At 55.5% G+C, this 26899-nt stretch carries 22 protein-coding genes; 10 read left to right on the forward strand and 12 right to left on the reverse strand.

Annotated elements, in window-relative coordinates; all coding sequences use genetic code 11:
• Positions 1 to 160 precede the first annotated feature (160 nt).
• Positions 161 to 1861: a gamma-glutamyltransferase gene (gene ggt, locus ACYVHX_RS16085; RefSeq protein WP_460672956.1), complete on the forward strand. Its 1701-nt coding sequence runs from the start codon at positions 161 to 163 to the stop codon at positions 1859 to 1861.
• Here ggt and ACYVHX_RS16090 read toward each other — a convergent pair.
• Positions 1855 to 2787 carry a sugar phosphate isomerase/epimerase family protein gene (locus ACYVHX_RS16090; RefSeq protein ID WP_460672683.1) on the reverse strand — a complete coding sequence of 311 codons (933 nt, stop codon included), beginning with the start codon at positions 2785 to 2787 and terminating at the stop codon, positions 1855 to 1857. The two genes, ggt and ACYVHX_RS16090, sit on opposite strands and share 7 nt — an antisense overlap.
• Positions 2788 to 2908: 121 nt before the next feature.
• Here ACYVHX_RS16090 and ACYVHX_RS16095 point away from each other — a divergent pair, with 121 nt between their 5' ends.
• The 5 genes from ACYVHX_RS16095 to ACYVHX_RS16115 all read left to right on the forward strand — a co-directional run bounded on the left by ACYVHX_RS16095 (position 2909) and on the right by ACYVHX_RS16115 (position 8916).
• The gene (locus ACYVHX_RS16095; protein WP_460672684.1) at positions 2909 to 4591 is read left to right on the forward strand and encodes a M14 family metallopeptidase; all 1683 of its coding nucleotides are present in this window, start codon (positions 2909 to 2911) and stop codon (positions 4589 to 4591) included.
• A 96-nt stretch (positions 4592 to 4687) separates the two neighbouring features.
• Entirely contained in the window at positions 4688 to 6442 is a 1755-nt protein-coding gene (locus ACYVHX_RS16100) for a M14 family metallopeptidase (protein WP_460672685.1), read from the forward strand.
• A gap of 152 nt (positions 6443 to 6594) precedes the next feature.
• Positions 6595 to 7221 (forward strand): hypothetical protein, encoded by a 627-nt coding sequence (locus tag ACYVHX_RS16105; protein WP_460672686.1) that lies wholly within the window; start codon positions 6595 to 6597, stop codon positions 7219 to 7221.
• A gap of 82 nt (positions 7222 to 7303) precedes the next feature.
• Positions 7304 to 7609, forward strand: coding sequence for a winged helix-turn-helix domain-containing protein (locus ACYVHX_RS16110; protein ID WP_460672687.1), 306 nt, complete (start codon positions 7304 to 7306; stop codon positions 7607 to 7609).
• Positions 7610 to 7668: 59 nt separating this feature from the next.
• On the forward strand, positions 7669 to 8916 hold the full coding sequence (locus tag ACYVHX_RS16115; RefSeq protein ID WP_460672688.1) for a hypothetical protein: 1248 nt from the start codon (positions 7669 to 7671) through the stop codon (positions 8914 to 8916).
• Positions 8917 to 8951: 35 nt separating this feature from the next.
• Here ACYVHX_RS16115 and ACYVHX_RS16120 read toward each other — a convergent pair whose 3' ends face one another.
• A complete protein-coding gene (locus ACYVHX_RS16120) occupies positions 8952 to 9461 on the reverse strand; it encodes a phosphoribosyltransferase family protein (RefSeq protein WP_460672689.1) in 510 nt (169 codons plus the stop codon).
• Positions 9462 to 9639: 178 nt separating this feature from the next.
• On the opposite strand from ACYVHX_RS16120, the gene ACYVHX_RS16125 reads away from it, so the two are divergent.
• A complete protein-coding gene (locus ACYVHX_RS16125; RefSeq protein WP_460672690.1) occupies positions 9640 to 10209 on the forward strand; it encodes a YcxB family protein in 570 nt (189 codons plus the stop codon).
• Between the two features lie 93 nt (positions 10210 to 10302).
• Here ACYVHX_RS16125 and ACYVHX_RS16130 read toward each other — a convergent pair whose 3' ends face one another.
• The 4 genes from ACYVHX_RS16130 to ACYVHX_RS16145 form a co-directional block, all read right to left on the reverse strand.
• The gene (locus tag ACYVHX_RS16130) at positions 10303 to 10689 is read right to left on the reverse strand and encodes a Dabb family protein (RefSeq protein WP_460672691.1); all 387 of its coding nucleotides are present in this window, start codon (positions 10687 to 10689) and stop codon (positions 10303 to 10305) included.
• A gap of 72 nt (positions 10690 to 10761) precedes the next feature.
• Positions 10762 to 11541: a LysM peptidoglycan-binding domain-containing protein gene (locus ACYVHX_RS16135; protein WP_460672692.1), complete on the reverse strand. Its 780-nt coding sequence runs from the start codon at positions 11539 to 11541 to the stop codon at positions 10762 to 10764.
• Positions 11542 to 11641: 100 nt separating this feature from the next.
• Positions 11642 to 12124 (reverse strand): 5-(carboxyamino)imidazole ribonucleotide mutase, encoded by a 483-nt coding sequence (gene purE / locus ACYVHX_RS16140; protein ID WP_460672693.1) that lies wholly within the window; start codon positions 12122 to 12124, stop codon positions 11642 to 11644.
• A gap of 65 nt (positions 12125 to 12189) precedes the next feature.
• Entirely contained in the window at positions 12190 to 13356 is a 1167-nt protein-coding gene (locus tag ACYVHX_RS16145; RefSeq protein ID WP_460672694.1) for a 5-(carboxyamino)imidazole ribonucleotide synthase, read from the reverse strand.
• Positions 13357 to 13564: 208 nt separating this feature from the next.
• Between ACYVHX_RS16145 and ACYVHX_RS16150 the strand changes: the two genes are divergently transcribed.
• Positions 13565 to 14056: a GtrA family protein gene (locus tag ACYVHX_RS16150; protein ID WP_460672695.1), complete on the forward strand. Its 492-nt coding sequence runs from the start codon at positions 13565 to 13567 to the stop codon at positions 14054 to 14056.
• Between the two features lie 6 nt (positions 14057 to 14062).
• Here ACYVHX_RS16150 and ACYVHX_RS16155 read toward each other — a convergent pair whose 3' ends face one another.
• The 3 genes from ACYVHX_RS16155 to gldG all read right to left on the reverse strand — a co-directional run bounded on the left by ACYVHX_RS16155 (position 14063) and on the right by gldG (position 20251).
• Positions 14063 to 17062, reverse strand: coding sequence for a DEAD/DEAH box helicase (locus ACYVHX_RS16155; RefSeq protein WP_460672696.1), 3000 nt, complete (start codon positions 17060 to 17062; stop codon positions 14063 to 14065).
• A gap of 235 nt (positions 17063 to 17297) precedes the next feature.
• Positions 17298 to 18434, reverse strand: a complete 1137-nt coding sequence (gene dnaN, locus ACYVHX_RS16160; protein WP_460672697.1) for a DNA polymerase III subunit beta — start codon at positions 18432 to 18434, stop codon at positions 17298 to 17300.
• 161 nt (positions 18435 to 18595) lie between these two features.
• Complete coding sequence (gldG, locus tag ACYVHX_RS16165; RefSeq protein WP_460672698.1) at positions 18596 to 20251, reverse strand: gliding motility-associated ABC transporter substrate-binding protein GldG; 1656 nt, start codon at positions 20249 to 20251, stop codon at positions 18596 to 18598.
• A 162-nt stretch (positions 20252 to 20413) separates the two neighbouring features.
• Between gldG and ACYVHX_RS16170 the strand changes: the two genes are divergently transcribed.
• Positions 20414 to 20959 (forward strand): DUF4833 domain-containing protein, encoded by a 546-nt coding sequence (locus tag ACYVHX_RS16170; protein WP_460672699.1) that lies wholly within the window; start codon positions 20414 to 20416, stop codon positions 20957 to 20959.
• Between the two features lie 122 nt (positions 20960 to 21081).
• A complete protein-coding gene (locus ACYVHX_RS16175; protein WP_460672700.1) occupies positions 21082 to 22134 on the forward strand; it encodes a methyltransferase in 1053 nt (350 codons plus the stop codon).
• 12 nt (positions 22135 to 22146) lie between these two features.
• On the opposite strand, the gene ACYVHX_RS16180 is transcribed toward ACYVHX_RS16175, so the two are convergent.
• Genes ACYVHX_RS16180 through ACYVHX_RS16190 form a run of 3 tightly spaced genes read right to left on the reverse strand, consistent with a single transcriptional unit; the run spans position 22147 to position 26818 of the window.
• Positions 22147 to 22989 carry a ThuA domain-containing protein gene (locus ACYVHX_RS16180; RefSeq protein ID WP_460672701.1) on the reverse strand — a complete coding sequence of 281 codons (843 nt, stop codon included), beginning with the start codon at positions 22987 to 22989 and terminating at the stop codon, positions 22147 to 22149.
• Positions 22990 to 23009: 20 nt separating this feature from the next.
• The gene (locus ACYVHX_RS16185) at positions 23010 to 24035 is read right to left on the reverse strand and encodes a TIM barrel protein (RefSeq protein WP_460672702.1); all 1026 of its coding nucleotides are present in this window, start codon (positions 24033 to 24035) and stop codon (positions 23010 to 23012) included.
• 14 nt (positions 24036 to 24049) lie between these two features.
• Positions 24050 to 26818, reverse strand: coding sequence for a PQQ-dependent sugar dehydrogenase (locus tag ACYVHX_RS16190; protein WP_460672703.1), 2769 nt, complete (start codon positions 26816 to 26818; stop codon positions 24050 to 24052).
• Positions 26819 to 26899: the final 81 nt, after the last annotated feature.

The following is a 26899-nucleotide window of genomic DNA, read 5'->3' on the forward strand; positions in this document are numbered from 1 at the left end:
CGGTTTTCGGTTTTCGCCGGATCGTCGGTACATCGCCCGGCCGCCGGGGTGTTGGGTGCTCGGGCAACGATCTCTTCGTACAGGATTTGTTTTGATGAGGCTCTAAAAAATGACGTTTCGGCAACTGATCTCTTCTCTATTTTGCGGTTTCTGGCTCCCGATGCTGCTCGTGGTCCCGGCGCTGGCGCAACCGGGCAAAGGCGACCGGATCAGCGGCCCGAATTTCGTGACCCGCAGCCCGGTTCTGGCTCGTCACGGCATGGTCGCAACCGCCCACCCTCTGGCTTCTCAGGTTGGCCTGGACATTCTGAAACAGGGAGGAACCGCCGTTGATGCCGCCATTGCGGCCAATGCTGCGCTGGGCGTGCTGGAACCCAACAACTGCGGCATCGGTGGCGATCTGTACGCCATGGTCTGGTCGGCAAAAGACCGGAAATTGTACGGTTTGAACGCCAGTGGCCGCTCCCCGAAAGGGCTGACCCTTGAAAAACTACAGGCGGTTCTGGTCGGTAACGCGCCGATTCCCCTGTACGGGCCTTTGTCGGTTTCGGTGCCGGGCGCGGTGGATGGCTGGTTCGAACTCCACCGGCGGTTTGGCAAACTCCCCATGAAAAAGCTGCTGGCCCCCGGCATTCAGTACGCCCGCGAGGGAGCACCGGTTCCGGCCGTGATTGCGTATTCGTGGCAGGAGGCCGTTAAACGGCTGGAAGCAAATCAGGCAACGGTTCAGGAGCTGGCTGGTTTTCGTCGCACCTTTCTGATCGACCAGCAGGCGCCCCGGGAGGGCCAGGTTTTCAAAAATCCGGATTTGGCTACGACGTACGAAAAAATTGCCACCGGCGGACGGGATGTCTTTTACAAAGGGGCGCTGGCCGACGCGATGGATCGCTACGCCCGAAAAACCGGGATGCCCCTGCGCAAAGAAGACCTGGCCGCCCACCGGAGTGTCTGGGTCGATCCGGTTTCGGTTACTTACCGGGGCTACGAGGTGCATGAACTGCCGCCCAACGGGCAGGGCGTTGCCGTACTCGAGATGCTGAACCTGCTAAAACCGTATGACCTCAGGCGGATGGGCCACAACAGCGCCGATTACCTGCATTTGCTCACGGAGGTTAAAAAGCTGGCTTTTGAAGACCGGGCACGGTATTTTGCCGACCCGGAATTTTCCAAAATACCGCTGTCGTGGCTCCTCTCCGACGACTATGCCGCCCAACGCCGGAAATTAATTGATCCGAAACAGGCCGCCCGGCGCATTGATGCCAGCGTTCCGATCCTGAAAGAAGGCGACACCACTTACCTGACCGTGGCCGACGACGAAGGCAACGTCGTTTCGCTCATCCAGAGTAATATGCTTGAGTTTGGCAGCGGGCTGGTGCCCGACGGGCTGGGCTTTGTTTTTCATAACCGCGGCACCAGTTTCAGCCGGCAGGCCGGTCACGCCAACGAATACCAACCGGGCAAACGGCCTTTCAACACCATTATCCCGGCTTTTGTGCTCAAGGATGGCCAACCGTTCCTGAGTTTCGGCGTGATGGGCGGGGCGATGCAGCCGCAGGGCCACGTCCAGATTCTGTGCAACATCATCGATTTTGGCATGAACGTGCAGGAAGCCGGTGACGCGGCCCGGTTTAGCCATTCCGGCAGCAGCGAACCCATCGGCACGATGATGCTGGACGGCGGCCATCTGGCGCTCGAAAGTGGCATTCCGCAGGCCGTCCGCGACGAACTGGAGCGCCGGGGTCATCACCTGATTTCAAAAGATTTTTTCGGGGGTTATCAGGCCATTTTAATTGATCCCGTTCAGAAAATTTACCACGGAGCCTCGGAAATGCGCAAAGACGGCCAGGCGGTGGGCTACTGACCAAAAACCGCCCGGGTATAGGCCAGATCCTGCCGGTGGGCCGTCACGGCGTCCATCGTGTTGGGCGATTGCTTTTCGATGCACTGCTCCAGCACCACGTGCGGCCGGACACCGAGCGTTTTCAGTTCCTTCGCCAAACGTGGATAGTCGATGTCGCCTTCACCGAATGTTTCCGACCAGATTCCGTTTTTCGACTGGCGGAGGTGCAGTTCCGTAATCCGCTTGCCGTATAATTTCACAATGTCAAACAAGGCCACCTGCGAATTGCCGGAACCGCGGTAAATCCAGTGTACATCCAGGCAAAGCGAGACATTGGCGGGATTGGTCGCCAGCATCATGTGGTGAAATTCGCGGGCCGAATTGCGCATTTCAACGTCGTGGGTGTGGTACGACAGCGTCATGCCCCGTTTTTTCAGCTCCGCGCCCAGCCGGTCCAGATTCGCGGCCTGGGTGGCTAATTCCGCATCGGTTTTGTCGTCCGCACTCCCCCACTTGATCGGGCTGGGGTTGGTGACCACAATGGTAACCCCCAGTGGCCGGGCGGCATCGGCAATAGCGGTGACGGTCGCCAGGGTTTTGTCGGCTTCGTCGGCCTTGTGCAGGGTGCTGTTCACATACAGCGACTGCATTTGCAACTTGTGTTTTCGGAGCAAAGGGGCCAGCGTCCGGATTTCATCCGCCGAATTGACCGACGGTTCGTAGCCAACCAGTCCCGATTTGGTAAATTCAGCCAGCGACGCATCCAGATTCGCGCCCCAGTCGCGGCCCTGCCGCTGGTAGAACGTGTGCCAAGTATACTGGTTACAGGCAATGAGCGGCTCGGCGGGGGCGGTTTTGTGGTCGGCCCGGCCATCCAGATTCGTAAAATGAATGAGTCCGGCCAGAGCCGCAAACGATTGTAAAAAAGTACGGCGGTCAGCAGTCATGTTTTCAGGAAAGGGGGTGGTTTTGTTGGGATTCGGTGGACCTGTTTCGGGCAATTTTACAGCAATTTATTTAAATTTAAGGCTTCGCTTCGTTATTCAACCATTTGTTTACCCGTTTTTCATGAAATACCGTTTCTTCCCGTCCCTGCTGGCGGGCCTGCTGAGTTGCGCTGCGGTTTGCACGGACTCGGTGGCCCAAACGCGACCGGCGGGACAATACCCTTCCGCGGCTCAACTGGCTACCCGCCTGAAGGCCCTCAGCAGTCGCTACGGAGCCTTCGCCACGCTGCAATCCATTGGAAAATCACGCGGAGGAAAAGACGTCTGGCTGCTCACGCTGGGACGCGGAACGGCCGCCCAAAAACCGGCGGTGGCCCTGGTGGCCGGGGTGCATGGCCCACACCTGGCGGGCACGGAACTGGCGGTTCAACTGGCTGAAAAACTGCTGGCGGCTTCGAACCAGGACAGTGTGGCGCGGCTGCTCACCAGCAAAACGTTTTATATTTTTCCCAGCGTTAACCCCGATGCGCAGGAACAATTTGGGGCCAAGCCGCGCTACGAACGGACCGGCAACGGTGCCGATACCGACGACGACCGCGATGGTCGCTTAAACGAAGATCCCCTGGAGGATCTGAACAAAGACGGTTTGATTACGCAAATCCGGGTGGAAGACCCCACCGGCGCCTTCCTGCCGAGCAAGGACGATCCGCGCGTTCTGGTCAAAGCCGATCCGGCCAAAGGTGAAACCGGTCGCTACCTTCTCATTTCGGAAGGAACCGACAACGACAAGGATGGCACGTTCAACGAAGATGGGGCGGGGGGCGTCGCGCTGGACAAAAACTTCACCTTCGATTATCCCTTTTTCACCCCGGAATCGGGCGAAATGCCGGTATCCGAACCCGAAAACCGGGCCTTGCTCGACTTTCTGTACAAAACGCCCAATGTTTATGCGGTTTTTACATTCGGACCCTACAACAACCTTTCGGAAGCCCCTAAGTTCGACCGGACCAAAACCGTCAGGCGCATCATCACCGGGGTGCTGGAAAAAGACGCTCCCGTTGGCGACCAGGTTTCCCGGCTTTACAACAGCCAGACCGGATTGAAAGACGCTCCCCCCATGCCGCCCGCCAAAGGCAATTTTGCCCAAACCGCCTACTACCACTACGGGCGATTCAGCTTTTCCACGCCGGGCTGGTGGGTGCCCAAAACCGGTACGCCCGCCGATACCGCCAAAACCAAGGCGCCGGGTGGGCCAAAACCGTCGGATAACGAAGAAATAAAGTTCCTGAAATGGGCGGATGCCAACAACCTCCGCGACGTGTTTGTCAACTGGCAACCCATCGAGCACCCGGATTTTCCGGGCCGGAAAGCGGAAGTGGGTGGTATTGTCCCATTCGCCAGACTGAATCCGCCGGTTTCGTTTCTGAACGAAGCGGCCGACAAACACCTGAATTTTCTGACGGCTTTTGCCCGGCAGATGCCCGTAATCGATGTGGTGAACCTCCGGACGGAAGCGCTGGCGGGCGGACTAACGCGCGTGACGGCGCAGGTCATCAACCGGGGTTTGCTGCCAACGGGCTCCGAAATCGGCGACCGGGTGCGGTTTGTGCCCAAAATGAAAGTGGAACTAAAAACCGGCAACGGCCAGACCGTGGTGTCGGGCCGGAAGCGGATTCTGCGCAATCCGATGGCGGCCGGCGAGTCGATGGAAGTTACGTTCCTCGTCTCCGGCACGGGCCGGGCCACCCTCGAAGCAGGCAACGCCATGACCGGCATTAAAGCAATCGACATCAACTTAAAATAAAAACCTGATTGCCTTCGGTGTTCTCTGATCAGCTCTGTGTAACCGTTATAGCGCAGAGTTAATCAGGGAACACCGGAGGCAATCAGAGAGACAGGTATGAAAAAGTTATCTATAGTTCTTTGGACACTTTTATCGGTCACGACTTTCGCGCAGCAAAAACCGGCTCAAAACGATGAGTTGACGGGCTTGCGGGCCGTGGGGTCACCCGCCAATCCGAAAGTGCCGATGCGCTGGAACCACTACAACGACTACGCCGGCATCACGAAATTTTGCCAGGACATGGCGAAAGCGCACCCGAATCTGGTCCGCGTGGAGTCGATGGGCAAAACGTTTCAGGGCCGGGATTTGTGGGTGCTGGTCGTCAGTGATTTCAAAACCGGCACCGTGGACCGAAAACCGGGTTTTTACATCGACGGTAACATTCACTCCAACGAGTTGCAGGGCTCGGAAATCGCGATGTACACGGCCTGGTATCTGGCCGAGAACTTTAATCAGGTCGATTTCACGACGCAGTTGCTGAAAGATAAGGTGTTTTATATCGCGCCCACCATCAACCCGGATGCGCGGGAGGATTTTATCAAGAACCCGAACAACCCGAATTCGCCCCGTTCGGGCATGATGCCGTTCGACGATGATGGTGACGGGGAAGCCGATGAAGACAAATACGACGACCTGGACGGCGATGGTAACATTGTACTGATGCGCCGAAAAACGCCACTGGGCCGCATGAAACAGGACCCCAACGACCCGACGCGCATGATTCCGGCCAAACCCGACGAGCCGGGGGAATACGAAATGCTGGGTTACGAAGGCATTGACAACGACGGCGACGGGCTGGTGAACGAAGACGTGGTGGGCTACTACGACCCCAACCGGGATTGGGGCTGGGGCTGGCAACCCAATTACGTCCAGAACGGCGCACTGTTTTACCCGGGCACCCTGCCCGAAACGCAGGCCATCAAGAAGTACATTATGAGCCGTCCGAACATCGCGGGCGCGCAGAGTTACCACAACTACGGCGGTCAGTTTTTGCGCGGGCCGGGGGCCGAAGAAGATCAGCAGTATTACAACCCGAGCGATATCGAGGTGTATGACGTCATCGGGCGAACGGGCGAAAAAATTATTCCCGGTTACAATTACTACGTGATTTACAAGGATTTGTACACGGTTTACGGGGGCGAAATCGACTGGCTGGCGCTGGGTCGGGGCATTTTTACGTTCTCGAACGAGTTGATGACGTCTTATTTGCTGTTTCGGCAAAAACCGGGTGAGAGCAACCGCTTTCAGAACGATGAGTACAATCAATTCGGGAAATACCTGCTGATGGACGACGCTTACGTGACCTGGAAACCGTTCAAACACCCGCAGTACGGCGACATTGAAATTGGCGGTCCCAAAAAAAACTACATCCGCAACCACCCCGGTTTTATGCTGGAAGAAGACGCCCATCGGAACATGGCGTTCACGCTTTTTCACGCCCACCAGACGCCCAAACTGGACGTTCAGGCCATCACGTCGAAACCGCTGGGCAACGGCTTGACGGAAGTAACGGCCACGGTCGTCAACCAGCGCGTCATTCCGACGCATTCGTCGCACGACATCCGGTTCAGGATCGAACGACCCGATTACATCACCCTGAAAGGCGCCACTCCGGTTGCCGCTATGATTGTCGAGAATGCCGATCTGAACATCACCCGCGAGCAAAAAAACAACCCCGCCACGCTGGAAGTGCCCAACATTCCGGGGATGGGCTACGTGAAAGTCCGCTGGATCGTGAAAGGCAGCGGCAGTGGTAAATACACGGTTTCGGTCGATAGCCGCAAGGGCGGCATTGTGGAAAAGACCCTGTAACCCCCGATTTTCAGAAACCGCATCGTTTGCCGGGTTCTGGTCCTGAGCGAATGATGCGGTTTTTTACTGGGAAGCACATCCTAAAAATTTTTGGCCTGTTGGTATTGCATGATAAAAAGGAATTGTTAACTTTGAATTTCAAAGTACTTTATATGACACAACATCAAGAACAGCTCGCGAACCTACAGGAGATTCGCAGCCTCATGGAACGCTCCACCCGCTTCACGTCCCTGAGCGGTTTGTCCGGAATCGTGGTGGGCCTGCTGGCGCTGGCCGGTGTGGAGGTGGTCAACTGGAAGCTGAACCGGGAGCACCTGACGTATCAGGCGGTTTATCAGGGCGCTCTTAGCCCGGAAACCAGCACCTTTCTGTTGATCGTCACGGCGGTTGTGCTGATGCTGGCCCTCTGCTCGGTGCTCATTCTGAGCCGGTTCAAGGCGCAGAAGGCAAACCAGCCGCTCTGGCAGCAAGCCGGGCAGCGCATGTTCAGCAACCTGTGCATTCCGCTGGCGGCCGGGGGCGTCTTTTGTCTGGTGCTGCTGTACCACCAGATTTTCTACCTCGTCGCGCCTTCGATGCTGATCTTTTATGGTCTGGCGATGATCCAGAGCAGCAAGTATACTTTTCCGGAAATCCGCTATCTGGGCCTGGGCGAAATGGCGCTGGGTCTTCTGGCCTGCTTCCGGGTTGAATACGGTTTACTGGCCTGGGGAGCGGGCTTTGGCGGGCTGAACATGCTGTATGGAGCCCTGATTGTCTATAAATACGAACGGAAATGAGCCGCTAACCGCCGGTTTTTCGCCGGCAAAAACGTTTAACCAATCGCAACGGCAAACCGTGTTATGCCCTGATGAAGAACCGGTGAAAGATTACCTGAAACATATAAACAAAGATTTTGAGAGTCGGGCCCGGCTCGGCATCATGTCGATTCTGATGGTATCGGAAAGTGTCGATTTCAATTTGCTGAAGGAGACGCTGGAACTTACGGACGGCAATCTGGCGAGTCATTTGCGGGCGCTGGAAGAAGTGGGTTATCTGCAGGTTGAAAAGCAGTTTATCGGCCGTAAACCGAACACGCAGTACCAGGCCACCCAGCAGGGAAATGCGGCATTCAGAAACCACCTGGATGCCCTGGAGCGCCTGATCCGGACCAACAAAAGACCCTGACTTTTTTCGTTTTTTAACTTTGAAAAACAAAGTACTTTATATCTATAACACCAACTTTTATGCACCAGGAAATCCTGTCGAACATAGACAAACCCGGTCAACTGGAAAAACTGTACCGGAGCAACAAACCGAGCTTCAAAACCGCTCTGAACGCCCTTTATCCCCAGCTCAAGGGTGATCCGCTGATCGAGGGCTGGCACCAACGTTTGAATTACAGCGCGGAAGATTTGTTCTGGGGTACCCCGCAGGAGCGGTTGCTGGTAGTAACCGCATCGTTGCTGGCGGCTTTTCTGGCCAAACTGCCGAAATTGCTAGCCCTGAACGAAGAATTTTATTATCAGCGCAACATTGGCTTCATCGTTTTTCCGTTCCTGATTGGCTACTTTGCCTGGAAAAACCGGATTTCCCCAAAAACCGCGGCCTGGTTGGCGGGCTTCATCCTGATTGCCGTCGGTTTCATTAACTGGCTTCCCCAGAGCCAGCCCGGCGACACCCTGATTCTGTCGTGTCTTCATTTGCCTTTGTTGCTGTGGTCTTTTCTGGGCTTCACATTTGGCGGAGGAAAGCTGAAAAGCGACGGGGCAGGCTGGCTGGGTTTTCTGCGGTACAATGGGGAGCTGGCCGTCATGGCGGTTCTGCTGCTGATTGCGGGCGGGCTCACCACGGCCATCACCATTAATTTATTCAGGCTGATTGGCTGGGACATCCAGGCGTTTTACTTCAATTACATCGTGATCTGTGGTTTGGCCGCGCTGCCCATGGTCGCTACGTTTCTGACCCAGACCCAGCCCACGCTGGTCAATAAAGTCTCGCCGGTGATTGCAAACCTGTTCAGCCCGGTGGCGCTGGTCATGCTGGTGGTGTATCTGGCGGCCATGCTGTTTGCGGACAAGGACCCTTACCATGACCGGGATTTTCTGCTGCTTTTCAACGCGCTGCTGGTTGCGGTCATGGCGCTCATTTTCTTTTCGGTCGCCGAAACCTCGCCCACCAGCAAAAATTCAACCCAGATTCTGATTCTGTTTCTCCTGTCGCTGGTTACGCTGCTGGTGAACGGAATTGCCCTGTCGGCCGTTCTGTTCCGGATTTCGGAATGGGGACTGACGCCCAACCGGGCCGCGGTGCTGGGAGCAAACGTTTTGATGCTCAGCCACCTGCTGTACGTAAGCGTAAAACTCATGGGGGCTTTAACCCGAAAAACCGACCTCGCGCTGGTGGGCAAATCCGTGGCCTTGTTCCTGCCGGTTTACAGTCTGTGGAGCGCCGTGGTCACCTTCCTGTTTCCGCTGTTCTTCGGGTTCAAATAAAATCAAAAAACCGGTCGGCGCTTCGTTGGCCGGTTTTACCGCAAATACACGCCCATGCGCTCCCCGTCGCTGAGCACCACTTCGACGTGCTCGGTCAGCGTCGTTGACAGTTTGTAACCAATGTAATCGGCCGCAACGGGGTAGCGTTTGTGGTCGCGATCCACAATAACCGCTACTTTGAGGCTGGTCAGCGGAACGTTCAAAAAAGGCTGGAGGGCAAAAGCCAGCGTCCGGCCCGAATTCAGAACATCGTCGACGACAATCACTGATTTATTGGTAAAAACCGTATTTTCCGCATCCAGGTGAATGGGCGGCTGCTGCTTGATGGTTTTATCCAGCTCGATTTGCATCACCGTACTATGGAGCGGAGCAATCTGCCGCAACACTTCCGCCAGCCGCTGGGCCAGAACGTACCCTTCGCCCGATACGCCGGCCAGAATCACCTCCGATTCTTCAAAATTGTTCTCGTAAATTTCAAACGCAATCCGGCGGATTTTCTGCTCCACCTGCACGCGCGTCAGAATCTGGGTCATCTCGGCAGTCATACTCCCTTTATTAAAAATGAAAATTAACCGAAAAGGCCGAAGGCTCAAAATAAACAAAGCCTTTTCGTACTTTTGCAACTTCGTTAGACAAGAGCAGCGCGACAAGCGCTGAAAGGCCCTGGGTTTTCCGCTTCGTTCTCTTGTTTAATGTCGCCGGTCTATTAAGTTATCCATTTCAATGATTATTAAAACCAAAAAATACGCCCTCGACCAGAAAACCTACATCAGTCTGGCGATGCGTAGCTGGGTGAAACACAACTGGTACTGGGGCTTTGTCCCGCTGGGTCTTATTTTTGCCAACGCCGTTCTGAACATAACCGGCGTTTATCCGAACTGGTGGATCTACCTCGTCATTGCGCTGCTCACCATTTTATACGTCTTGTTCTGGGCCGTGCAGTTTACGGGCATCACGCAAATGGAGCAAACGAAATCGTTGTTTCAAAAATACGTTTACGAAATTGACAGCCGCCAGATTCTGCTCAAGCTTAACGCCCGCGAAGGCGGTATTCTGAAGTGGGACCAAATCCGGAGCGCGAAGAAAGATAAAGAAGCGTACGTTCTGGTGGTTTCCAACGACCAGGCCATGAACGGCATGAAAGTGAACTGGCTGGCCAAAATCGTGGCCAAAGGCATGAAAGATGCGCAGTTCCTCTACCTTCCGTATTCGATCTTCACGACCGAAAACGAACTGAAATTCATGGATGCCCTCCTGCGCCGGAAAGGCTTTCTAGCGGAAGGAAAGGAATAAAAAAAGAGAAAAGGGAGGAAGGGATGAAAAGAACCGGGGACGAAACCATTCCCCTTTTCCTTTCATCCCTTCCTCCCTTTTCTCCTCTCCTCCTTATTTGGCTTTATTCGTAAAATCGACAACGGTCAAATCCGCCAGCCACGGGCCGACAATCTTACCGAATTCCTTGTGGGCCGGGTGCGGCAGATAGGTGTCCCGGTCTTTCTCGTTGTCGAACGTCAGGATAAAGGCGTGCGTCAATCCCTTGTCGTGTCCCTCCGGGCTGTTGTTGGTGCCCCACTTAAACCCTTTGATTTCTTTGATTTTCGACGGCAGTGCTTCAAAAGCCGTGATAATTTCGGTTACTTTTTCGGGCGTGGTTTCGGGCTTAAACTTGAACAGCACCACGTGCTGAAGGTCGGTTTTCTTCATTTTGCTTTGGGCGGTCGCGCCGGTCAGGGCGAGACCGAAAAAAAGAAGGGTGGCAAAAACGGTTTTCATGGAATCGGGATGGTCAGTAAATCTGCGTGCGCAGCAAGTTAAAAAAAGATCATTCGTTTCGGAAACTACTTCCTACTGGCGTTCGGCATAGGGAATAACCAGTTTTTCGCCCCGGGCCGCGTAGTTTTTGGTTTTTCCGTTGGCTTTCATCAGGGCCTCCACCGTAACGCCGTATTTATCGGCAACCACCCGCAAAATGTCGCCCGGCCCGACGGTGTGATACGCCCGCGCTTTCACCTTCAGCTTCGTCACATTGGCCTTCACGCCGTTGTCCTGCAAATCCGGATTGAGTGCTTTCAACGTATTGACACTCAGGTTGTATTTTGTAGCGACGCTGTAAATCGTTTCACCCGGTTTTACCGTGTGCGTCATCGCGACGCCACCCGCCGGAACGCTGGCTTTGGGGGTTTCTTTCTTTTCTTCCTTGGGTTTCTCCGCAACCGGTTTCTCCTCCCGGGCCGGTTTTTCTTCCTTGGGTTTTTCCGCCGTAGCCACACCTTTTGCCGGACGTTCTTCCGAATCCAAAGCCGGTTTTTTCTGTTCTTCCTTTTTCTCCTCTTCGGCGGGTGGGGGGGTAGACTGCGACAGATCAACCGGCGCGTTCCGGCTTGAAGTGTCAATTTCGATCGGTGCCACCAGCTCCGGCTCAATCGGCAGTTCCGCCGGTTTCTGCACCGTCGTATCCAGCGCGACGCTCGTTAACTCCTCCGATCCTTTTGTATCATCGGCGACGTACTCATAGCCCACGTACAACAGTGCCAGGATGGTCAGCACCAGCACGACCAGCGTGACGGTCGGCAAACTAGATCCCTCCGCTGGTCGGGGGTTACGCTTCGCATTTTCGGTTTCCATAATTACGGTTTACAGTTTACGGTTTTCAGTTTCCGGTTGGCTGACGCAAGCATCAAACAAAATGCGTCAGCCAACCGGAAACTGAAAACCGTAAACCCTATTAACTATTCTTGACTTCCTGACTCATTCGCTCCACTTTCACTTTCATCTCGTCCTTATACGCCTGCAAGCGCTGTGCCACCGTTTCGTCAAACGTTCCCACAACCTGAGCGGCCAGAATTCCGGCGTTGCGGGCGCCGTTCAGCGCAACCGTGGCCACCGGAACGCCCGACGGCATTTGCAGAATCGACAAAACCGAGTCCCAGCCGTCGATTGAATTGCTGGATTTGACCGGCACGCCAATCACCGGCAACGTCGTTAGTGAAGCCACCATGCCCGGCAAGTGGGCTGCGCCACCGGCTCCGGCAATGACGACTTTCAGGCCCCGCTGACGGGCGGTTTTTCCGTAGTCCACCATTTTCTCCGGGGTTCGGTGCGCCGAAACCACATCGATTTCGTACGAAACGCCCAGCTCGGTCAATATGTCGGCAGCTTCCTGCATGACCTTCAGGTCCGAGCTACTCCCCATGATAATTCCAACCATATTTTTGAATGAGGAAAGAGGACCAATGAACGATGAATGGGCTGACGCACAACCTGATTCATCGTTCATCGTTCCTCATTCATCGTTTTTACTTTAATGCTTTCCTTAACGGTTTCGGCTTTTTGCCGGAGTTGCTCTAAATCCTGACTAATAACGGTAATATGGCCCATTTTGCGAAACGGGCGGGTGATTTTTTTACCGTACAGAAACGGAAACACGCCGGGCATGGCCAGCAGCGTTTCCATGCCTTCGTAGTGGGCCGGGCCGCTGTGGCCGGGCTCTCCCAGCAGGTTGATCATCGCGGCTGGCGTCAGGGCGGTGGTGTCGCCCAGCGGCAGGTTCAGGATGGCCCGCCAGTGTTGCTCAAACTGCGAGGTGACGTTGGCCCGAATCGTGTGATGCCCGCTGTTGTGCGGACGCGGGGCGACTTCATTGACAATGATCTGGCCATCGTTGGTCAGGAACAGTTCAACGGCCAGCAAACCCACCAGTCCGAACGCTTCGGCGGTTTTTCGGGCCACGGCCTGCGCCTGCTGATCGACGGTTTCGGAGATGGCCGCGGGCGCAAACAAATATTCCACCAGGTTTTGTTCGGGATGAAAAACCATCTCGACCGTCGGAAACGTGGCGGTTTGGCCCTGTTCGTTGCGGGCGACAATGACGGCCAGTTCTTTGGCGAAGTCCACGGCTTTTTCCAGCACCCCCGGCGCATCAAAGGCTTTTTCAGAATCGCTGGCCGTGGCGATGCGCTGCACCCCCCGCCCGTCGTAGCCGTCGCGCCCCAGCTTGTGAAACGCCGGTAGAAAGTCCGGGGTACGGGCTAAAGTCCGGGCTGCATCGGCCCGGTTTTCGGTCAGGATAAAATCGGCAGTCGGGAGGTTGTGCTCCCGGTAAAATTGCTTTTGCTCCCGCTTGTCCTGGATGATCCGGATCACCGACGGTTGCGGAAAAACCCGCTTTCCTTCGCGTTCCAGGGCTTCCAGGGCTTCAACATTAACGCGCTCAATTTCAATTGTTAACACCTCGACCTGCTGACCAAACTGATAAACCGTATCGTAATCCGTCAGCGAACCCTGGGTGAACGAAGTGGCCAGAGGACGGCAGGGCGCTTCGGCATCCGGGTCCAGGATATGGACGTTCAGGTTCCAGTCGATACCGGCCTGCAACAGCATCAGGCCCAGTTGACCTCCGCCGAGAATACCGATCCGGGTATTGGGGTTAAATGTAGACATACGTATCAAAATCCGTCTGCAAAAGTAGTCCTCTTTACGGCTTTATGGTAGTTTTCAACCGACTATATTCACCGCCAAAAACCGCCATTGCTCTTCTACCGAACACAACCGTTCCCTAAAGCCATTCGCCCAATAACCGATGAATGACGCTACTTTCAAGTCTTCGTATTAATTTGCGGGTCTTATCCGCACCCGGAAAGCATCCATTATGGCGAACAAACTCTTCAATCAAAAAGACTTAATTGCGTATTTCATTGTTGCGGCCATTGGTGCCTCCCTGCAAATAATAGTGAGTTCGCTGCTTCAGGAGTGGTTTCAGGTTTCCTACGAAAATGGCGTCCTGATCGGTTACATCAGTTCCTTCTTCATCGGTTTTTTCCTGACGAAACTGCTGGCGTTCAACGCCAAAAACTCCGCCAAAACCCGGCGGGAAATGGCCAAGTTCGCGATGGTGTCGGTGATTTCCTGTCTGATTACGGTTTACGGAGCGTCGGCCCTATACACCTTTTCGGTCAGCCAGAACGGCATTTATACGTTCACCCTCCCGGGTTCGGTTAAAACCGTGAATATCAACAAGCTGTTCTCGCACACGTTCGGTATGGGTCTGAGTTTCATCTCCAATTACATCCTGCACAAAACCTTTACCTTCCGCAACACCGGTTTTTACGAAAAGCTGAAATCCCTGCTGAATCTGGAGTAAAACCGCCTATTCGAGCAGCGCGATAATATCTTCTTTGGTCAGCGATTTCATGAAGTTTTCTTCGGTCGTGATCAGGTCACTGGCGAGTTTCTGCTTGGAGCGTTGCAGGGCCAGAATCTTCTCTTCAACCGTGTTGCGCGAAATAAATTTGTAGGTAAAAACCGTTCGCTGCTGCCCGATGCGGTGCGCGCGGTCGATGGCCTGGGCTTCAATGGCCGGATTCCACCACGGATCGAGGATAAAAACGTAATCGGCCGCCGTCAGGTTGTGGCCCAACCCACCGGCTTTCAGCGAAATCAAAAACAGTTTGATGGCGTCGTTGTTCTGAAACAGCTGCACCTGACCACGCCGGTCCTGCGTTGATCCGTCCAGGTAGGCATACTGAATTCCGCGTTCCTGCAAATACTCCTGAACCACGTCCAGGTGTTTAATAAACTGACTGAATACCAGAATCTTGTGATTGTCCGCCATCGCGCCTTCCAGCCGCATCACCATGTCGTCGAGCTTGCCCGAATTGCCTTCGTAGGTTTCGTCGATCATGCGCGGGTGGTTCGCAATCTGCCGGAGTTTGGTCAAACCCTGCAACACCACCATCTGCGACTTGGCAACGCCATCTTCTTCGATCCGTTCCAGAATCAGGTTCCGGTAATACGATTTGGCTTCTTCGTACTGCTTTTCCTGCTCCGGCGACATATCGCTGTAGTGCACGTTTTCGACCTTTTCGGGCAGATCCCGCGCCACCTGCGACTTGTGCCGACGCAGCATAAATGGCTTGATGATGCCGTACAGCCGCTGGGTTTTCTGTTCGTCGTTCTTTTTCTCGATGGGCACCTGAAACTCGTTGCGGAAAAACGTCTGGCTGCCCAGCAAACCGGGATTGATGAACGTCATCTGCGTCCATAAATCCATCGTGCTGTTTTCCAGGGGCGTGCCGGTCAGGATGAGCCGGTGGGCCGAATCAAGCTGCATCACCGCCCGCGTAATGTGCGACGACGGATTTTTGATGGCCTGCGATTCGTCCAGGATGATGTAATGAAACCGGTAGAGTCTCAACAGGTCGATATCGATGCGGACAATGCCGTAGGAGGTCAGAATCAGGTCGTAATCATCAAACTGGGCGGTATTCTTGTCGCGGTAGGTGCCCGTATACACCATCACGCGCAGGTCGGGTGTAAACCGCCGGGCTTCCAGCTCCCAGTTGTAGAGCAGCGAGGTCGGCATGACGAGCAGCGTCGGTTCTTTAAAACCGGCTTCCTTCTGCGACTGCAACATCGCCAGCGTCATCACGGTTTTGCCCAGTCCCATGTCGTCGGCCAGGCAACCGCCGAAGCGGTATTGATTCAGGAATTGCAGCCAGTCGTAGCCCGCCTTCTGATAGGGTCGCAACGACCCGTTGAAGCGGCTGGGCAACGGATGCGCGTTGATTTCTTCAAAACTCCGCAATTTCTCCAGTTTCCGACTGATCACCGCCGACGCCAGGCTCTCTTCCTGCAATTCCTGTACCAGCGAAATGTGGTGTTTGTGCAGCACCAACCGATCGCTGTCGATCTCGTGTTCCATAAACGCGAACAGTTCCGAATACTTCGTAAACCAGGTTTCCGGAATCACCGCAATCTCGCCGTTGGGCAAGGTAAACTCCCGCTTTTTGTTCAGAATCAGCGTGCGCAACTTGATAAACGGAATTTCGAACTCGCCAAACTGCACCTTGGCGTAAATATCGAACCAGTCGCGGGTTTCGTTGATCGAGACCACAATGGACGAATAGCCCAGGAAATACCGCTTAGCGTCGCTGGCGTGCTGCGAAACCTGAAAACCGGCTTCCATCAGCAGGTTGTGGTTTTGTTGCAGCCACTCAAAAGCCGCAGCTTTGCCCAAACGCGAATGGCCGTTGTCTTTCAGTTCCAGCCCGTTCTCCTTGAGCCAGAACAGCGTCGATTTTTCTTTTGAAATGTCCCGCTGAATCTTGTGGAAAACGTAGTCGTCGCCTTTCTTTTCAATGCTCACGTTGGACGAATCCGAGAAACCGTCGTACCGAAACGTAAACTGGCCGTACTGAAACAACAGATCAAAAACCACCTGCGAATCGTCGGCGGGGGCCGCGTGGGCGATCTCCGTCAGCACGCTGCTCATGCGTTCGGACGGGCCATGGCCGTTGCCGGCCGGCATGGCCGACTCGAACAGTACCGGAACGTGGCGCTGCACGTCAAGCTGTTCCGAAACCGTCAAAACCGGCGCGGGCGGCATCTTTTCGCTCCGGATCTCAAATCCCCGGGCATATACGTCGTAAGAAGCGATGAGCGGAGCAACAAACCGGCTATAGTACTGATCTTCAATATTTTTAGGAATAACAATATTCCGTTTTTGCAGAAATGGCCGCAGCTTTTTGCCGTCCACGTTGTTCTCGAAATGGAACAGCCGGTTTCCGACCATCATCCAGGCCGGTTCGTCGCAGATCAGCAGGGCATCTTTAAACTGGAAATCAATCCGCTCTCCCCTGTACTTGATGGTCGGGTAGTATTCGGTAGCGGTTTCCTTGCGGTCGAAATTAAAAAAAACGCGGGCCTTCTCCGGCATTTGTTCGATGGCCATCCAGGCCGGATTGCCGTCGCTGCCCATGACGAATAACTTTTTGTTGGCCAGCCGTTCCAGAATCAGCGCCCGGCGCACTTCCAGGTATTCGCAGATTCGGTCCCGCAATTCTTTATCGCCCTTCTGCGTATCGTAGACCTTCAGAAAAAAATCAACGGCCGGCAGTTTCTTCGGATTGAATTTTTTCAGAATCACATCCTGCTGAATCTCGTCGATGATCCGCACCAGCTCAAAATCAGCTTCGTCTAACTCACTGGCAAATTCGCCCGCGTTTTTGGCCGACAATGTCTGATTCTGCAACGTCAGCTCACCCCGGGGATTGAGTTGCACGACGAACGCTTCAAACAAATAGCCCAAAAACTCGTGCTCCAGGAGCGAGTACACCAATTGAAACGGTTCCGCAGGCGATACTTTCATAACAAATTAAGGGAGTGTATCCGTACGAATTGCCTATCCACCGCACCCGACGATTCTCCGGAGAAACCGGATCTCCGGCCCCTGATGGTAAGCTTCTGAAAAGCAGGCAAGAGGAGCGGTTTGCTGTCGGGTTATAATGAGCAACAAACTCAAATATACGAATCCACCCAAAAAAGACAAGCCCGAAACCAGGGTTCCGGGCTAGAAATGATTAAATGGAATGTGTTGACTCCGCTTAGGCGTATGTATTGAGCATCACCGGCATGACCAGCATCAGCATATCTTCGTTTTCTTCCTTATCGGCCGGGATGATCAGACCGGCGCGGTTGGGGGCCGACATTTCGAAGGAAAGCATTTTAGCGCTCAGGTTGTTGAGCATTTCGGTCAAAAACCGGGCGTTGAAGCCGATTTCCAGCGGCTCGCCATCGTAGTCGCAGAGCAGTTTTTCATTGGCTTCGTTGCTGTAGTCCAGGTCTTCGGCGGAAATCGTCAGCGAATTGGTTTTCAGCGCGAGCCGGATCTGGTGCGTCGTCCGGTTGGCGTAAATCATGATCCGTTTCAGCGAGTTCAGCAGATCCGTCCGGCCGATGGTCATCACGTTCGGATTGTTCACCGGAATGGCGTTTTCAAAATCCGGGAACCGCTCGTCGATCAACCGGCAAATCATCTGCGTCGATCCGGTGGGTGAGCTGGCAAACGTAAACGACGCATTCGACTGGCTGAACTCGGCTTTCACCGGCGCGGCTTCGGGCAGCGATGCCTTCAGCAAGGTCAGGGCTTTCCGCGGAATGATCATCGAACTGTTGCTCGGCGAGGTAATGTCCGTCCGGCGGTAGCGAATCAGCCGGTGGCCGTCGGTGGCCACGAACGTGGCGCTTTCGTCCGTCAGTTGCAGGTACACCCCCGTCATGGCCGGGCGCAGGTCGTCGGTGCTGGTAGCAAAAACCGTGTTGTTGATGCCGCTCAGTAAGGCATCCGACGACAGTTCGACCGCAAGGCTGCGGTTTACCGTCGGAATTTTCGGAAAGTCAATCGGATTTTCACCGGACAATTTATACCGGCCGTTGTCGGTCAGAATCTCCGTTCCGAAGGTTTCCGTATTGACGTTGAACGTGATCGGTTGTTCGGGCAAACCGCGCAGCGTGTCCAGCAGCAGTTTGGCCGGAATGGCAATGGCTCCCTTCTCCGACGACTCAACGGCAATGTTCGTGATCATGGTCGTTTGCAGATCGGAAGCCGTCACCGTCAGGTTGTCGTCTTCCAGCCGGAACAGAAAGTTTTCCAGAATCGGCACAATCGGGTTCGTTGCCACCACACCGTTGATGGCCGAAAGTTGCTTGAGTAGTACGGAGGAGGAAACGATAAATTTCATATGCAATTTTATTTGGGGCCGTTTGTCCAATAAGAACAAAAGTAGGAAAAATAGTCGAAAATAAGGAGACTATTTCGCGGAGTTTCTTAGAGGTAAGCAGAGTCATTCTCCGCTAAACGCTGGTATTCCCTGCTCAACTCCGCGAAATAACCCAAACCCTCTCACGCGTATTTCTTTCGGCGCGCGAATTGCCACGCAACCCCCACAAAACCAACCAGAACGATCGGCCCCAGCAGGTTCAGCACCTGCCACGGAAGGCGCTCTTCCTGCAACCGGATTTTATCGAGCGGCCGGAGCGTCACCTGCCGGGCGCGGGCCGTAATAATGCCGTTGTCGTCCAGCAGGTAATTGACGGCATTGACCACGAAATCCTTGTTGGCGAAGGTGTTTTTTGAAAACCGCTCGTAGCCGAGCGGATAGGGTGTGTTGTTGCGGTAATTGATGTCGTTGATCAGCAAATCGCCGTCGGAACAGACCACGATTTTAGCCGGTTGCCCCTGCGCTTTGAACGCGGCCGCCCGCGGATCGCCGGGCAGAATGCGGTTGGCATACAGCGACGAAAACCGCCCCTCCAGCAGACAGGCGATGAGTTGAACCCCACTGTCGTACGTGCGCGGGTCGGGCTGCTGACGGGCTTCGTTGTAACTCACCAGCGCGGGCGCTTTCAGGATTTTGGTGTATTGCGAACTCATCAGCAGGGGCGTTTTTGCAATGCCCGGTGCCTGAACCGTATCGAGCGTACTGGTAAACCGGCTGTAGATGGCGTCCAGATTCCGCACAATCGGGCTGTTGCCGAAGGTGTTAATCAACGGAAAAAACCGCCACGGCAGCAATTGAATATTGGGTTTGTCGCCCATATTGCCCACATTCAGCGGAATGAAGGCGCAACTCAAATCCTTGATAATGTTGGTATTGACCCGAACACCCCAGCGAAAAAACAGATCGTTCAGGTTCAGGTCGAGCGGCTGGGCGTAGGTTCCCTCCCGGCCGACGCTGTCGATTTTCAGCCCATCGACAAAGAACAGCGCCTTGCCGCCGTTGACTACAAACTGGTCGATTTTGTACTTATCCGCTTCCGAAAACGGGCGGTCGGGTTTGGGCACAATCAGACCGTCGAGCCCCACCAGATCGCGGGACGCCTGCAGATCAATCAGTTTGATGGTATAAAATTCCTGCAAAGTGGCCAGCAGATCCGACAGCCGCAGCGGTTCGACATCCGTGTAGGAAACCGTTACGCCCAGCACTTTTTTCTCCCGGGCCGTCAGCCGCCGGATCGCCGATGCCAGTTCGTACTCCACGTTTTCAATCGACTGGTTCAACTGCTCTTCCGACGAACCGGAGCGGTTGCCGCGCAGCAGCAAAACCGGTAGCTCCCGGCCTTTGTACGACACGATGGCCCAGGGATAAATCAGTTGTTCGGTCCGCTGGCTGCCTTCCGCCGTCGAGCGCAGGTTGGTAGGCGTCAGCCCTTTATTGAGTAGCTGGGTCTGAAAGTCAGCCCGTTGCTTTTCGTTCGGATTGGCGGTCGGGTCGATAAACCGGTACGTCAGCGTTTGGCTCGCCCGCGCCTGGAATTCGGCCAGCGTTTCGCGGATGCTGGTTTCCAGCCGCTTGAAAGCCGGGGGCAGGTTGCCCGCCAGATAAACATTGACGTGCAGATCATCGTCGAGGTCCGCCAGTAGATTTTCGGTTCCTTCCGAAAGCGTGTAGCGGCCTTCCTGGGTTAGATCGACCCGAAAAAACAAAAACGACGACAACAGATTGACGCCGGCCAAAACGGCCAGCACCACGCCAAAACGAAACAAGAATGACTTCATACCTGCGTAAAACGCTGAAAACGGTTCAGTTGTGCGAAAGTAGAAGAAAAAATGACGGACCGCATGATTCGCTCCCGGCTAATTTTTTTTGCAAAGACGTAGGGGGAACGGTTCGGCGGGCGGTCTTAGGGGCATACAACAACATACTACTGAACAACGATCATGAATTACCGTCCGCTTTTTCTGCTTCTGTTGCTGCTGGAACTCGTCCGTTCCAGCAGCCCGGTTCTGGCCGCCGAAAAAGAATTTCCGGTGCCGCCCTCCGCGCCCAACCGCCTGTTTTACATTCAGCGGAGCAACAACACCAACACCGTCATTTACGAAGCCAACCTGCTGAACAACCAGCGGCTGAATCCGGACGAACCGGTCAGCGTCTACTGGATCCGGTACGCCGAGCAGGGACAGCGCGAACAACTGTCGATGTTTCAGTGGAAAATGGCGTACGGATACAAACACCAGCTGGTGAGCCGGCAGAACGACGGGTTTGAAATTCACCTTAATGCGTTTAAAAAACGCACCATCTGGGTCGATCTGCAACAAGGCAAACCCACGGCCCTGACCACCATCAACGGCCGGAAAGCCTGCCTGCGGAAAGTTTTTGTGCAACTGGAATCGGAGTCCGGCCTGATCCCCAAAGTCCAGTACGTCGAACTCTTCGGCATCGATCCGGTGGCTGGCGTGCCGGTTTATGAGCGGATTCGGGTGTAAAGAAATTGAATGATGAATGTAAAATGATGAATGGCGAATGTAAAAGTGTTGGAGCGCGGAGCTACTTTTACATTCGCCATTTTACATTTAATATTTCGTTTTCATCCATTGCCGACACGCGAATGCCATCAACGTTTCACCCCGACCTCGCTCCCATCACCCGCCATCTGCGCGCCATGTTTGGCTCCCGCCTGCTGATTGCCGCCGTTCACCACCTGCACGTCTTTGAAGCCCTGAGCAACGGCCCGCTTTCCGTCGCCGACCTGAGTCAGCGGATAGGACTGAAAAACCGCCCGGCCAGCGTCCTTTTTCCGGCCCTCTGCGCAATGGAGCTGCTCGACTACCACGAAACCGGCGCGCTTCAGCTCACGGAATTAGGCCGGTATCTGGCGCAGGCGCAGACGCCGAATCTGATTGGGTATGTCGGCCTGGAGAAGGACGATCCGGGCGCGGTGGAAATGGCCGTCCGGCTGCGGAACGACGGGTCGCTGGATACGTCCGGCGGTATTTCGTACGTGAAAGAAGGCGATGATCCATCGCCGATGGACGATGCCGACCTGTCCCGGATGTTCACGCTGGGGCTGGCCGGACGCGCCCGCAAGCTCGCGCCCATCGTCGCCGGCAAACTGTCCAAAAGCAGCGGCCACCTGCTCGACGTCGCGGGCGGAACCGGTTTTTATACCTACGAATGGCTGCTGGTCAATCCCTCCGCAACGGCCACGCTGTTCGACCGCCCGGCGGTGCTGGAGGTGGCCGCCGAATTGCTGGAAGAATTTGCGAATAGCGGCCGGCCGGGGGCCGAAACCGTTAAAAACCGGGTGACGTTCCAGCCCGGCGACATGCTGACCGATGCCTTACCCCCAACCGATCTGCTGCTGGCGGCCAGCCTGTTCCACGACTGGCCCACCGAAACCTGCCGGCTCCTGGCCGACCGCTTTGCGGCCGCCATCCGGCCCGGTGGTGAACTGTGGGCGCACGATGCCTTTCTGAACGACGCGCTGGACGGCCCGCTGCCCGTTACCGACTATTCGGCTCAGTTGTTCTGGGGCACCAAAGGCCGCTGCTACAGCCGCCAGGAATACCGCCACTGGTTCACGCAGGCCGGTTTACAACCGACCGACGAAAACATTCCGACGCAAATGGATTACGGCCTGATCTGGGCGCGAAAACCGTAAAACCGGCCTGAATCAGTCGAATCGCCCGGCCCATTCGATTCCGGCAGTGATGTGCGGCATCGCCCGGGAATCGGTGTAGGTTTCGTCCGTGTGGCCCATGCCGGTGTAGAAAATCCGTCCTTTGCCAACGGTGTTCGTCCACGAAATCGGGTGATCTCCGCCCATGGCTTTCGGCCAGGTGGCCGGGTAGGTGGCTTCGTTGAGCGTCAGCAAAACCTGGATGCGGTCCTGGCCCCGAACGCTTTGCCGGAAGTTATACCACTCGTCGATTTTACGCCATTTTTTGGGTAAGTGCCGGGTGGTCGGGTGAACTGGCGTATCGGTGATGACCTCCGCTTCGGGCGTGTGTTCCGGAAACAGCGGATGATCGCGGAAATGCGTACCCAGCAGGTGGCCGTACAACTCCCAATCGTATTCGGTCTCGCTGGCGGAATGGATGCCCGCGTAACCACCACCGTTTTCCACAAACTGCTCAAAGGCTTTTTCCTGCTCCGGCGTCAGCACATCGCCGGTGGTCGACAGAAAAACCACCACCTTGAAGCGCCGGAGGTATTCGCCATTGAAAAACGCGCCATTCTCGGTGGCCCGCACATCCCAGCCCCGCTCCTGCCCGGCTTTCCGCAGCGCAGCGATCCCCGGCTCGATGGACGCGTGCCGGAAACCGTTCGTCTTTGAAAAAATCAGGACGCCTTTGGCTCCAACCGTGCCGGGATCGGCGGGCCGAACGGTGTCAAAGGCCGGTTTTTGCCAGGGCAACTGGCGCGTCATGTACATTCCAACTACGACCATCCCGCCCGCCAGAACGACCAGCACGCCCACCAGGCCCAGCAGCATTTTCAGTAGTTTTCGCAGCATCGTTTTCGCTTGATCGCTTGTTACGCCAGTTCGGTCCGGACGCGTTCGAGGAGCTTTTTGGTGGCCCGAATGCCTTCGTCGCTGGGCAGATACCCGGCGTCTTTCTTGAACATATTCATAAAACCGCCTTCGTATTCGATGCCGACGTAGCCTTTAAAACCGCCGTCCCGGATGATCTTGAACATCCGCCGAAAATCCGTTTCGACCTCATTGCCAGCCGCGTCGAATTTGTGCGTCTTGGCGCTGATGCCCTTCGCGTACGGCAGCATTTTCCGAACACCGTCGTAGCGGTCGTGCTCTTTCAGGCATTTGGTGTTGATCATGCCCTGAATGTCATTGGTCTCCGGTTTGCTCCGCTGGGCGCAGAAATTCCCGAAATCGGGCAGTAGCCCGGCGTTGGGTTTCTTCACCTGCTTCAAAACGCCCAAAAGCCAGTCCGGATCGGTCGAATTGCCGAAGTGGTTCTCCACAATCACGTCCAGTTTCGCCTTGGCGGCATACTCCAGCAGTTTGCTGTAGCCATCGACGGCGGCCTGGGCGGCTGCCTCGGCCGGGTCATCGGCGGCTCCCGACATGGCTTTCATAGCGTCGCCCAGGTTGACGCGAATCGAATTGCAGCCCAGAAATTTGGCGGCATCGACCCAGGCGTAATGCGATTCAACGGCCTGCTGGCGTTTGGCCTGGTCCAGATCGGCGATGTTGGCACCGTCCACCATGATCAGGTTGTTTTTCATCCCCAGATCGTCGCAGCGCTGTTTCAGTTCCTTTAAATAAGCCTGATCGGTGTGTTTTTCCTTAAAAAAACCGGAAACGTATTCGAGCACGCTGATGCCGAAATCGTTTTTGGCTTTGGCCGGAAATTCCATGTTGGTCATTTTGCCGGTCATCAGTTCGGGCGCAAACGAGAACTCGGCCAGCGAAATCTCAAAGGTGAATTTTTCGTGGGCGGTTTTGGCAAAAACCGGGTTGGGCAGAGCCGATGCCAGCCCCAGTCCGGCGGTGGTGTACCCCAACTGGGTCAGAAAATGGCGACGTGATAGGTGCATGAGAAGGTCGTTGGTTAATTGATAAACTGAACGGTTACGGGCACAAAGAGTGAACTCTTCCCGGCTTTTTCATTTTTGAAGACAAAATAGAGATCGTGCGACCCCGTCGTCGGCGTCAGCGGGATTTTCGCCATCTGGGGCTTGAACATCGCATTCGGATCATCGCTGGTGTCCGGACCAAAATCGGATGTCTGACCCAGCAGCGCGCCCGTTGGCGAGCCCGTCCGCACTTCGATTCGCCCGCCCACGCCGTTGAGCTGTTTCGGAACGGAAACCGCAAACTCCAGCGCCTTGATGCCCGACAGATCGATCTTGTCGAACTGCACGTACGTATCCGTCGCCGAAACGATCACGAGCGGAAACGGCTGTCCCCCCATTTTGAAGAGCGTAATGCCTTTGGAGGTTTTATCCGCCGACCCCAGCGCCACCACCGGATTGCGCAGCAACAACGTCTGGCGGGCGCTCTGGGCGGGCAAACCGCCGGCTCCTTTGTCCTTGTAACTGGCTTCCAGCAGCAAACTGGCTTTTTCACCGGCAGCGGGCGTGTACGTTCCCTGCACCGGCAGCGAAGGCACAGCCGCCTTCTGTTCCGACAGACTCAGAATGTACTTGACCATCTCGCCCGCGTCGCCGGGGCTCAGCTGCGGGTGCGCCGTCATGATCGCGTCGCCCCAGACGCCCCCACCGCCTTTGATGATCTTGTTCGACAGGCTGGCAACGGCCTCGGCATTGCCCTTGTAGCGTTTCGCCACATCCGCAAAAGCCGGACCGACCGATTTTTTATCCACAAAATGACAGGCTTTGCAATCGCTTTTTTCGACCAAAGCCTGCCCGGTGCCCAGGTAAGCGGTTTCGGCATACTGGTGTCCCGCACCGGCCGAAGCCGTGGCATCACTCTGCTGCGTGGCCCGCACCATCACCTGCTTGGCCGAAATCCGTCCGTTGGCCAGACTGCCGTCTTCTTTGTCCGTCACCTTCACCTGATAGGCAATCGGCTGGCCGGGGAAGTAAAAACTTTTGTTGCCTTTGGTTACGTCCAGCGACACCTGCGGGGGCTGGTTTCCGGCCAGAATCTCCAGGTCCCGGCTTTCTTTCAGGCCTTTGGCGTCCGTCACCGTCAACACGGCTTTGTACTGACCCGGTTTTTGAAACGTGAACGCGGGATTCGGATCGTTCAGAACCGTTGGGGAGCCGCCCGCTTTGGGCGTGATTTTCCATTGGTAGGTCAGGGCGTCTCCGTCGAGGTCTTTGGTGCCGGCCGATGAAAGTTTGACCGCCAGCGGAACCGCTCCGGCTTTCTGACTGGCAGCCGCTTCGACCACGGGCTTGCGGTTTCCGCCGTTGAACTCGATGCGCACCAGCCGCGAATCGTCATTTTTCACGAACCAGCCCGTGCCGTATTCCAGCACGTACAGATCGCCGTTGGGGCCGAACGCCATGTCGATGGGGTGGCTGAATGGCATGTTCGGCAGAAACCGTTCGAGTTTGGTCATGTCGCCCTGCTCGTTGAAGGATGCCGTCAGAATCATGTCGCGCATCCACTCAAACAGGAATACTTTGCCGTTGTAGTAGTCGGGGAAAGGCCGTTTGGCGGTTTTGAAATCATCCCGGTAGTAGGCCGGTCCGGCCATCGCGCTGCGGCCCCCGGTGCCCATGACCGGAAACCGTTTGGTTTCGGAAGCCGGGTAGGAAACTATCGCCGGATTGGCGGGCGGCAGGTCGCGCATCCCCGTGTTGTTCGGCGAATTGTTGATCGGATGCGCCGGATCGAATTTTGCGCCGGATTGATTGGTGACAAAATCCACGTCGTTGTAGGCTTTGTTGTCGCCCACGAAGTACGGCCAGCCGAAATTACCCGGTTTTTTGGCCTGGTTGAATTCGTCTTCCGCCATCGGTCCCACGTTCACCGAATCGGCTCCGGCATCGGGTCCCACGTCGCCCCAATACACAAAACCGGTACGTTTGTCCACCGAAATGCGGTACGGGTTGCGGTGGCCCATCGTGTAGATTTCGGGCCGGGTTTGCGGGGTGCCTTTCGGAAATAGATTGCCGTCCGGAATGGTGTAGGTGCCGTCGGCTTCGGGATGGATGCGGAGGATTTTGCCGCGCAAATCGTTGGTGTTGCCCGACGACTTCTGGGCATCCCATGGGCTGCGGTCGGGCCGTTCGTCGATGGGCGCGTAGAGGGTGGCGCGGGGGCTGGTGTTGTCGCCGGTCGAGAGGTAGAGATTGCCGGCGCGGTCCCAGTCGATGGAGCCACCGGTATGACAGCATTGCTCGCGCTGCACCGCCACCTCGAGCAGCACTTTTCTGGAAGCCAGCACCAGCTCGTCCCCCCGGAGTTCGTAGCGGGTCAGGATGTTTTTCGGCTCCGGTCCTTCGGGCGAATAATACAGGTAAATCCAGTGATTCTGCGCAAAATTCGGGTCGATGTTAACGCCCAGCAAACCGTCTTCGGCTTCGGTTTCCTTGCCTTCCCTGTCTTTGTATTTTGTGCTGACGGGAAGGGTCGCTACAGTTTTCAGGTCGTTCGTCGCGGGCGAATAAATCCGGACGGCGCCATGCCGCTCCACCAGCAGCACCCGTTCGTCGGGCAGGACTACCATTTCCAGCGGTTCGTTTAGTTTTTCGGCCAGCACCACTTTCGTAAACCGGTTTTCTTCCGGTTCCTCGCTCCCGTTCGGCGCAATCGGTTTCGCCGAATACGACCACAACCCGAAAGCCAGCCCAGTCAGTAGAGCCACCGGTCCGTACGCTTTCCATGAATAAAGTTTGTCTCCCATCTTCCATTGTGTATTTTCACCACAATGATACTACTATTTTTTCAATGCGTACTGAGTACGCAATAGAAAATAGTTAATTTA

It is taken from the genome of Larkinella ripae (assembly GCF_054780775.1).

Excerpts from the sequence above, each read along its gene's own strand:
- ggt (WP_460672956.1), top strand. The coding sequence starts at position 161 with ATGCTGCTCGTGGTCCCGGCGCTGGCGCAACCGGGCAAAGGCGACCGG.
- ACYVHX_RS16090 (WP_460672683.1), bottom strand. The coding sequence starts at position 2,787 with ATGACTGCTGACCGCCGTACTTTTTTACAATCGTTTGCGGCTCTGGCC.
- ACYVHX_RS16095 (WP_460672684.1), top strand. The coding sequence starts at position 2,909 with ATGAAATACCGTTTCTTCCCGTCCCTGCTGGCGGGCCTGCTGAGTTGC.
- ACYVHX_RS16100 (WP_460672685.1), top strand. The coding sequence starts at position 4,688 with ATGAAAAAGTTATCTATAGTTCTTTGGACACTTTTATCGGTCACGACT.
- ACYVHX_RS16105 (WP_460672686.1), top strand. The coding sequence starts at position 6,595 with ATGACACAACATCAAGAACAGCTCGCGAACCTACAGGAGATTCGCAGC.
- ACYVHX_RS16115 (WP_460672688.1), top strand. The coding sequence starts at position 7,669 with ATGCACCAGGAAATCCTGTCGAACATAGACAAACCCGGTCAACTGGAA.
- ACYVHX_RS16120 (WP_460672689.1), bottom strand. The coding sequence starts at position 9,461 with ATGACTGCCGAGATGACCCAGATTCTGACGCGCGTGCAGGTGGAGCAG.
- ACYVHX_RS16125 (WP_460672690.1), top strand. The coding sequence starts at position 9,640 with ATGATTATTAAAACCAAAAAATACGCCCTCGACCAGAAAACCTACATC.
- ACYVHX_RS16130 (WP_460672691.1), bottom strand. The coding sequence starts at position 10,689 with ATGAAAACCGTTTTTGCCACCCTTCTTTTTTTCGGTCTCGCCCTGACC.
- ACYVHX_RS16135 (WP_460672692.1), bottom strand. The coding sequence starts at position 11,541 with ATGGAAACCGAAAATGCGAAGCGTAACCCCCGACCAGCGGAGGGATCT.
- purE (WP_460672693.1), bottom strand. The coding sequence starts at position 12,124 with ATGGTTGGAATTATCATGGGGAGTAGCTCGGACCTGAAGGTCATGCAG.
- ACYVHX_RS16145 (WP_460672694.1), bottom strand. The coding sequence starts at position 13,356 with ATGTCTACATTTAACCCCAATACCCGGATCGGTATTCTCGGCGGAGGT.
- ACYVHX_RS16150 (WP_460672695.1), top strand. The coding sequence starts at position 13,565 with ATGGCGAACAAACTCTTCAATCAAAAAGACTTAATTGCGTATTTCATT.
- ACYVHX_RS16155 (WP_460672696.1), bottom strand. The coding sequence starts at position 17,062 with ATGAAAGTATCGCCTGCGGAACCGTTTCAATTGGTGTACTCGCTCCTG.
- dnaN (WP_460672697.1), bottom strand. The coding sequence starts at position 18,434 with ATGAAATTTATCGTTTCCTCCTCCGTACTACTCAAGCAACTTTCGGCC.
- gldG (WP_460672698.1), bottom strand. The coding sequence starts at position 20,251 with ATGAAGTCATTCTTGTTTCGTTTTGGCGTGGTGCTGGCCGTTTTGGCC.
- ACYVHX_RS16170 (WP_460672699.1), top strand. The coding sequence starts at position 20,414 with ATGAATTACCGTCCGCTTTTTCTGCTTCTGTTGCTGCTGGAACTCGTC.
- ACYVHX_RS16175 (WP_460672700.1), top strand. The coding sequence starts at position 21,082 with ATGCCATCAACGTTTCACCCCGACCTCGCTCCCATCACCCGCCATCTG.
- ACYVHX_RS16180 (WP_460672701.1), bottom strand. The coding sequence starts at position 22,989 with ATGCTGCGAAAACTACTGAAAATGCTGCTGGGCCTGGTGGGCGTGCTG.
- ACYVHX_RS16185 (WP_460672702.1), bottom strand. The coding sequence starts at position 24,035 with ATGCACCTATCACGTCGCCATTTTCTGACCCAGTTGGGGTACACCACC.
- ACYVHX_RS16190 (WP_460672703.1), bottom strand. The coding sequence starts at position 26,818 with ATGGGAGACAAACTTTATTCATGGAAAGCGTACGGACCGGTGGCTCTA.